This is a genomic window from Mycobacterium sp. 1245801.1 (assembly GCF_001673055.1).
Classification (GTDB): domain Bacteria; phylum Actinomycetota; class Actinomycetes; order Mycobacteriales; family Mycobacteriaceae; genus Mycobacterium; species Mycobacterium europaeum_A.
This window is the reverse complement of record NZ_LZKY01000175.1, coordinates 1-1,604: the sequence shown is the minus strand read 5'-3', so window position 1 is coordinate 1,604 and position 1,604 is coordinate 1. Positions and strand designations below refer to the sequence as shown.

Annotated in this window: 2 protein-coding genes; both read right to left on the bottom strand. The window is 67.8% G+C overall.

Annotated elements, in window-relative coordinates; translation table 11 throughout:
* Positions 1 to 250: BatA domain-containing protein (locus A5622_RS11345; protein ID WP_197499510.1), on the bottom strand; the 250-nt coding region annotated here is incomplete at its 3' end.
* A 54-nt stretch (positions 251 to 304) separates the two neighbouring features.
* A complete protein-coding gene (locus A5622_RS11340) occupies positions 305 to 1,327 on the bottom strand; it encodes a cupin (protein ID WP_066878545.1) in 1,023 nt (340 codons plus the stop codon).
* Between the last annotated feature and the right edge of the window lie 277 nt (positions 1,328 to 1,604).

Sequence of the window (1,604 nt, the reverse complement as noted above, 5' to 3'; positions counted from 1 at the left end):
CCATCGCGGTGGTCAGCAACACCAGCGCGGCGGCCAGCAGGATGGTCGGCACGTGACGCCACTTGCTTGGCCGCGGCGGCGCGACCCGCTCCAGCACCTCCATGTTGGCGAAGCGCAGCACCCGGCGACGACGGGCGAACTGCTGCACGACGTAAAGGCCGATCACCAGCAGCACGATCAACAGGACCAGGAAGAACCAGGCGTTCTGGAAGCCGGTGAGCGACACCGGTCCCAGCAGGGGCACCTTCATGTCCAGCCACACTATTCGCCGAACTCCGGCGGTGCATGGGCCGCCGCCGGGGGATCACCCGGCCAGGTCGCGGCGCTGGGTGAACTTGATGTCCAGGCTGCGCAGGTGGGTGTGCAGCCCGGCGTCCTGAACGGGAATCAGGTGGGCGGGCTCGTCGGTCTCGTTGTAGTGGGCGTGCCACATGCCCGGCGGGGTGGTGAAGGCGCAACCCGCCCGCCAGTCCACCCGGATGGGATCGACGATGTCGCCGCGGGAGTCGAGGCGGGTGCCCAGCAGCGTGTAGCAGCCGGACGCCGGGGCGTCGAGGATGAGATCCAGCGCGACCGACTGGTGCCGGTGCGGGCGCTGGACCTGGTTGGGCGGCAGCACCCCGAACATGGCCCACAGCACGTGCGTGATGGTCAGCGTCTGCTCCTGATCGGCGTTGGCCAACAGCACGCTCACCCGGCTCTTCTCGTTGGCGCCGGGGCGCGCGGCGATCTCCTCGAGCTTGGCCACCGCGTCGGCGCGGCGGAACTTGGTCGCCTCGAAGCGCGGCCGGGTGGCCTCGGCGCCCAGGTATCGCATCAACGGCTCGTCGTGCACCCAGTACATGGCCGTGTCGGCGGCGGCGTAGAACACCGACCGGCAACCGGCGGGCAACGTCACGAAGTCGCCCTTCTCCCACTCGACCAGCCGGCCGTTGACCGCCGCGAAGCCGCGCCCGTACAGCACGTAGTACAGCTGCGAGGTGGCGTTGGGGCTGGTGTCGATCTGCTCGCCTGCGCGGATGCTGACGAAGTTGGCCAGCAGCGCCGGGCTGGTCGCCGCGCCGGTGCCGATTCCCAGCTCCCGGGACAGGTCCAGCGGGATCACGCCGGTTGCGGCATCGAGGTAGAGCTCGGGATCGAACCTGCGCAGCGGAACCGCCGGGACGTGCCCCGACCCGATGGGGTTGGCCGCCTTGGAGTACTCGAAGTACTCGGCCTGGGCGGCCCACTCTTCGAAGCGGCCCTCGAACCCGTATTCGGCCACGTTGATCATCGGTGCCGGGATCGTCGGATCCAGGTTCGGGGTCAATGTCTGCGTCGTGGCCATCTCGGTCTCCTCACCGCTTGGGCATCTCTTGTATCCGAATAGTATTTATCTTGTATCTCAGTGTCAATAAGCCCTGGTAAAGAATGCTCGTGTACGGTCAGGAGCACCCTTGAGATACGACTTAGCTACCAGAGTGGGGCGGTATGGCGGCGAAGAGCCCGCGGCCGGGCACGGCCAAGGATCGCGCGCTGGATCACGTCAAGGCCCAGATCCTCACCGGCGAGTTCGCCGGCGGCGAGCTGATCAGCGAAGGCGACGTCGCGACCGCGCTGGGGAT

Excerpts from the sequence above, each read along its gene's own strand:
- A5622_RS11340 (WP_066878545.1), bottom strand. The coding sequence starts at position 1,327 with ATGGCCACGACGCAGACATTGACCCCGAACCTGGATCCGACGATCCCG.